This is a genomic window from Arthrobacter sp. CG_A4, from assembly GCF_035985125.1.
Classification (GTDB): Bacteria; Actinomycetota; Actinomycetes; order Actinomycetales; family Micrococcaceae; genus Arthrobacter.
Window position 1 is genome coordinate 1 of the sequence record NZ_JAXCID010000086.1, and the last position, 5,243, is coordinate 5,243.

Consider the following 5,243-nt stretch of genomic DNA (forward strand, 5'->3'; position numbering starts at 1 on the left):
GCGGCGAGGGAGAACATCAGCGAACCGGCAGCGGCAACGCTCAGGAAAGTCTTAGTTGACGTACGCATGGGGGTACTCCTTGAAATCGGTGGGGGGTGTCCGGTCCCGCGGATGGTTCCTGCCGAGTGTCTCGGACGGGGCCGGTGCTTGTCTGTCAGGAGTACTTCGACAGCACACCGGCTACGGATGGGTGCCACCGTGTTCGTGACCAATCCGTGACCTCACGTCCCGGACCGGGGCATCCAGGATCCTGCCCGTAGCCGTCATCGCCGACCGGTCTGTGTCCCGATCAGTACCTCCGAGATCCCGCTCTTCGTCGGCGTCGTAACCGGCCGCCCGGTCGGCAAGGAGCTCGGCGTCGCCGTTCCCGCCCTGCCGACGGCGTCGCAGGAGGTCCGCATCGCCGGTGGCTCCAGGCCCACGCTGGAAACTCTCCGCACCTCGGCGCCAACGGATATCTCGCCCCGGTGATCTAGGAGCTCGGTGAGCTGCGATCCCACCACGGCTGTGAGGAGGCCCGGCCGAGGGGTGCTGAATGGCATCTGCCGCCGGTTCCGTACCCAGCGGGGCCGGCCACAGGACCCAGGTGACATGGAAGATGACCATTGAGAACAAAGGGATCGGCACGGTCTTCGCCTCGTTCATGAACACGGACAAAAATGGTCGGCTCCGACTTGGAGAAGGGCCTGGCGTCGCTCGCGGACGCCGTCTCACAGCGAAAGCCTTGAGCAGGACTCCGGCTGGCATGCCGCAACTGGGGTGGACCCCCGGCAATCTCGCCTCGTCTTTCACCTCGAAGCGAAACAACCGGCGCGCTGAGGGCACTCACCGACGAATGGAGTAGGGACCAGTCCCTGCCACTGTGTCTGACCGGGCCAGTGCGCGCGCCCGATGGGTTGATGTCCGCTTGGCGCCTGGGTCTGGGGTCGAAGATTAACATGCCCGTGGCTCTACTTGAATCGGCCCGCCGGGCCTAAGGTTGGGCGTGAGGAACCGTCGACAGGAGCGCCACCATGATTACCCTGCAGATCGAACACCTGGTCCGGGACTTCCGAATGTGGAGGAGGGCCTTCGACAGTGACCCGCTGAACCGCGCAGCCTCGGGGGTGCGGTCTTACCGGATCTCGCGGCCGCTCGACCAGGAGGACTACGTGATGCTGGAGATGGATTTCGATACGCAGGAGGCCGCCGTGGATTTCCTGGCCCGGCTGCAGAACCAGACGTGGAAAACCGGTGTGACGGCGCCGTCCCTGGTCGGAGAGCCATCGACCCGGATAATTGAGACGGTCGCGATCGAGACGGTGGCCGATCCCTAACCCTCTCCAACCCCGGCACTTCGCTGTCGAGTCGTTCTCCTCGGATCCCGCGGGACAGGGTGCCCCGTCACAGGGTTCAGGCGCGGCGTGGGTGGTTTCCACGGGCTCTTGACTCTCCTCGCCGGACGCCTACGATGGTGCGCATCAACACCTTCGAAGAGCAGATTCGTGATGCTTTCGCTGATGTTGAGTATGTGATGATCGTGGGAGTTTGGACCTGAGGCCGGCACGACGTGACCGGGTTCGCCGACTTGATCGCGGACGGTATTGCGTGACGGGTGGCGGCTGGCCATTGCTTCCAGGAACCGGATCAACGCCGATCAAGAGGGAGAAAAAAATCATGCTGAAGGAACTCGACATCATCGCAGTCCTCCCCGTGAAGGACATGGCGAGGGCGAGAGATTTCTACCGGGACGTGCTGGGCCTGGAGCCCTCGGACGCCATGGACGAGGAGAACCTGCTCTACCGCTGCGCGAACGGGACCGCCGTCATGCTTTACCAGACTGACAATGCGGGCACCGCGAAAAACACCCAGATGGGCTGGTGGACGGGCAACATCGAGGCCGAGGTCGAGGAGCTGCGGAGCCGTGGCGTCGTCTTCGAGGAGTACGACTTTCCTGGACTGAAGACTGAAAACGGCATCGCGGCCACCCCGGTGGGGAAGGCTGCCTGGTTCACAGATAGCGAGGGAAACATTCTCAACATCTTCCAGCGCCAGTAGCCCTGCCGTCCCGTTAATGTCAGCCCCGGCCACCACAGATCGGTCGGGATGACGACAGCCTGCCCGATTGTAGGCCGGCTGGCCGAAGCCCGCCGTCCCTGCCCGGACCTTCGCCGCGGTCTGGCCCTGAGTGCGCGGGCCCGGCTGCAGGTCCCGCGTTACATAAGCGGCTCAGCTGAGGTTAGTCCAGGGGCAGCGTTATGGTGACACAGGTGCCTGTGGCGGTGGACGAATCAATGATCATCTCTCCGCCCGCAAGGCCTACTGCCAGGCGCATGAGCCGCAGCCCCATGCCGGAATGCCGGCCGATCATAGCTGCCGGCGCGTCGAAACCGCGGCCGTCGTCGGTCACTTTGAGCTGAACGGCGTGACTCACGCCGTGGGCGACGCAACCGAGCCGTACTGTCACGGCTGATGCTTCGGCGAATTTGTGGATATTGCTGAGGAGCTCCTGGGCCGCCCGGTACAGAAGCGTTGCGGATGGCCGGTCCACTTCCATCCCGTGGTGCGGGGTCTCCAGATGCACCGCGGTTCCGTGTTCGCGGAGGGGGAGAGTCAAACGGTTAATTGCGCCGGTCACTCCAAGGGTATGGAAATCGATCGGGTGGGTATCAGTGAGGACGCCACGTACGGCGACGACTTCATCGCTTAGCAGTGATTTCATATTCTTACTGTGCGCTCGTGTCCTTGGCATTTTCTTATGCCGCGCCGCTGACTACGCATCTGGACGACGGCCCATAGTGCCGGAGGTCAGGTGCAGACTGCGGTGACGGCGTGAACCTGCCGGTCCGCGTCTTTGTATGCGGCAGTGCTTTTGCCGTTCACATCGATGCCGGTTCCGTCCCCCGGGGCCAGTGCCGGGCCGGCACAACGGTTGCCGGTTCAGGCTGGCGTTGCCGGGCCCGACGCGTCCTTGGGGGTGTCAGACATGGGCCTTGCCGATGCTGCGGGGGCAGGTCGTTCAGCGCCGCTCGATGGTGAAGGCATCGGTGAAGCTGTACCCTTCGGCCGGGACGAATCGGGCGGAGAGCCGGTCCGCAGTGGCCATCACATCGAGGGTGCCCAGGGCAGGATTGCGGTTCTTACCGGACACCGCTGCGAAGTACCGGGCCTCGGAGTCCTTGGCCTGTACATCGCGAAGCGCCCTGCCGCCAGTTCCCGCGGTAGCAAACACGGTTCCGGCGCCCCGCACCATGCTGGCGTCGGTGTCGGCGAGGCAGCTTGCCGAAAAAGCCTGGGGTACCAGATCAGGGCAGGAAGCGCCGGTCCCCAGTTGGTGAGTGCGCTGGTAGTGGTGCTCATGGCCGGACAGCACCAGGTCGACTTTCTTGGCCATCAGCATGTTGGTGAAGTCCTTGCCGGCCTGACACTGGTATCTGCCCATGCTCAGGCAGGGGGTGTGCATTCCGACGACGGTCCACGGAATCTTCGCCGCGGCGGCCCCGTCGATGGCATCGACGGTCCAGCGCCAGCGTTCGCTGTCTTTCGAATAGTCCAGGGGCTTTCCGTCCTTGAAGTCGATGCCCGGCGAGACCATGACAAAGCGCACGATGGGGTCCTTCTCGGGGAAGTCCGCATACCATTGCGTTCCGTAGTTCCCCTGGATGCCGGGGAGTTTGTTGGGCAGGCACCGGACGATGTTGTCGATGTCACCATCGTGTCCGTCGCTTTCGTGGTTGCCAGTGACTACTTGATAGGGAAATTCCTGGCCCAGCTTGCCTTTGACCATGTCGCAGAAACGCTGCTCAATGCCGGCCTTGTAGGTGAAGTCACCGAGGGCCAGATTCAGTTGCGGCCGAAGACCGGCAATGGTGTCCAGTACTTTCGTGGCGCCGTCGTCGACGCCGATGTCTCCCTGGGCCGTGAAGTGCACCGAGCCAACAGGCCCCGCCGGGGGGATGGGCGGCGGGCTTGGCGGCGGGCTTGGCGGCGGCGAAACGTAGTTCGCCGTCGGTTCGGGAGTTCCGGGCGTTGCCGGTGGACTGGGCGGAGGCTCTGGGGGACCCGGCTGGCATCCGGACATCAGCAGCACCAGGCACACAAAAACGGTAACGGCCAGGCCTCGCGGTCCTCGTTTCGCGGACGTCGGAACCACAATTCCTCCCGTGGGCAGCAGAGCACGGACAAGCGCCTGGTCTGAGGCTTAATTATCGCCGAACGCCCGGAATATGTAACCCCGGTCGCATGGCCAGTTTCCGGCGGCGGTGGGAAGGTCGTCAACGGGACGTATCTTCCGGTGGTGGTATGCGGTAGATGCTGCACGCCCACCGCCGCCGTCGCAGGCTAACGCCGCGCAGTGTGACAATGGCTACCAGCTGGCGGCATCGTTGCGGCCGCATTGCTGACTGCTGCATTGCCGGGCGGCCACGCGCCAAACCGGCTGGGGCGCGGACATGGAACGCTCGTCTTTCCAGATCGGGATCACCCTGGATCCGCACTCCGGACACGGCGGCTCGACGTGGGCGCGCCTTTGGGCTTTGTTCAAAATTTCCCCCCAGAAATCTTCCCCGACAGTGTATGGGTTTGGTCGAAACCCCAGAGAATCTAGCCGATCCGATCAATGTAGCCTTATATCCAGCGAATGTAACAACTTTAGCGGGCTTTGGAGCTGGAAGGGCAAGAATCGTCTGCGTGGATTCCGGGGCGGGTAGTATCGTCTAGCGGATCGGCCCGGAATTGAGGGTGCGGCCGCGCGGTAGCTGGGAACCCGTTCCAAGGGAATACCGGAGCGCTTCCAGGGGTTACATTTCCATCAGACAAGCACGCCAAAGAAAGAGAATCACTTAGGTGGCAACCGATTACGACGAAGTACGTTCCGATGTCAAGGAGTCTCAGGCTAGTTCCCTGGAGGCGCTTCAATCTGCAAACGCGCCGGATGCCCGCAGCGTCGTGCGAGATTTGGACGAGACTGATTCGTTGGACGACTCGATCGTCCCCGGCGGAGAATTTGTCGCCGAGGAGCTGATCGTTGAGGTTATCCCGCAGGCGGACGACGAATTCACATGCTACTCATGTTTTCTGGTCCGGCACAGGTCCCAAATAGCCCGCGAAAAGCACGGTCACGTCTACTGCGTCGAATGTGAAGGCTAGCCGCGCCAGATCCGCTTCGCACTAGGTGCGTGGGTCGGTTGTGGTTTGCCGGTTCCGCAGGTTTGCGTCGTGACGGCGCGGAGGCCGGGTCTCCTTTCTGGAAGGGGGCCCGGCCT

General features: G+C 63.1%; 5 protein-coding genes. 3 read left to right on the forward strand and 2 right to left on the reverse strand.

Annotation, left to right across the window (positions count from 1 at the left end):
* Positions 1-1,013: 1,013 nt before the first annotated feature.
* Positions 1,014-1,316 (forward strand): hypothetical protein, encoded by a 303-nt coding sequence (locus RCH07_RS19000; protein WP_326969050.1) that lies wholly within the window; start codon positions 1,014-1,016, stop codon positions 1,314-1,316.
* Between the two features lie 340 nt (positions 1,317-1,656).
* Complete coding sequence (locus RCH07_RS19005) at positions 1,657-2,037, forward strand: VOC family protein (protein WP_326969051.1); 381 nt, start codon at positions 1,657-1,659, stop codon at positions 2,035-2,037.
* A gap of 181 nt (positions 2,038-2,218) precedes the next feature.
* Here RCH07_RS19005 and RCH07_RS19010 read toward each other — a convergent pair whose 3' ends face one another.
* Together RCH07_RS19010 and RCH07_RS19015 are read right to left on the reverse strand one after the other, a co-directional pair.
* The gene (locus tag RCH07_RS19010; RefSeq protein ID WP_326969052.1) at positions 2,219-2,701 is read right to left on the reverse strand and encodes a sensor histidine kinase; all 483 of its coding nucleotides are present in this window, start codon (positions 2,699-2,701) and stop codon (positions 2,219-2,221) included.
* Between the two features lie 297 nt (positions 2,702-2,998).
* The gene (locus RCH07_RS19015; RefSeq protein WP_326969053.1) at positions 2,999-3,910 is read right to left on the reverse strand and encodes a metallophosphoesterase; all 912 of its coding nucleotides are present in this window, start codon (positions 3,908-3,910) and stop codon (positions 2,999-3,001) included.
* A gap of 914 nt (positions 3,911-4,824) precedes the next feature.
* Between RCH07_RS19015 and RCH07_RS19020 the strand changes: the two genes are divergently transcribed.
* A complete protein-coding gene (locus RCH07_RS19020; protein ID WP_326969054.1) occupies positions 4,825-5,127 on the forward strand; it encodes a DUF4193 domain-containing protein in 303 nt (100 codons plus the stop codon).
* Positions 5,128-5,243: the final 116 nt, after the last annotated feature.